Here is a 710-nt window from a genome sequence, read left to right on the forward strand (position 1 = left end):
AACCATTGAGAAGGATTGTTCATATCAACAGTAAAATTATCAGCATCTTCAATGGTGTTAAACATCAAATGTTGATAGGCAATTTGTGCTTGTGGCTCAAATGTTAAACCTTCCATTCCGGTTGCAAATTCTTTGCCAACAGTGGTGGAGATACTCAACATTTTGGCATCGTTCAATTTTGCGGTATTGCCTCTGATGGCATTGGCGATATGCCCTTTTAGGATACCATAGGACAAGAGTGCATCGATGTAGAAACCACTGTTATGCTGTATACTGCCATAGGCTGTAATGGCCCATTTATCCAGCGTGTTCTTTCCTGCATCTTTTATGTCCTTTGGTGTGAACGACAGCTGCCCATAGGTGCCTACAAGACCGAGATGTGTTGTGGTATTTTGCCCTTCAATTGCTGCCAATGTAACACCGGCTTGGAGAGCAGCATAACGAATATCAGCACCGTAACCGTATTTGAGAGGTCCGCGTTCAGAAGATAAAGTTCCTGTGCTTCCATAGGTGTAAAGGAAGAAACCGGTTTGTTTCTCTTCTTCTTTTCCTAAGACAGATGTTCTGATATTGGCTAAGAGCGCGTTTTGTTTAGCCATATCTGTTAATCCACTGTAGAAGAGAGCATTTGGCATGACCAAATAGCTTGCTGTTTGTGCTACAGGGGCGATCACACTTGGACCAGAGCCAGAACCCGCTTCAAGAATTTC

Annotated in this window: 1 protein-coding gene; it reads right to left on the reverse strand. The window is 43.2% G+C overall.

Annotated elements, in window-relative coordinates:
* The coding region (locus ACFIKE_RS12035; RefSeq protein ID WP_375650196.1) for an autotransporter domain-containing protein at positions 1-710 on the reverse strand (710 nt) is incomplete at both ends.

Source organism: Bartonella sp. MU70NMGDW (genome assembly GCF_042194085.1).
Classification (GTDB): domain Bacteria; phylum Pseudomonadota; class Alphaproteobacteria; order Rhizobiales; family Rhizobiaceae; genus Bartonella; species Bartonella grahamii.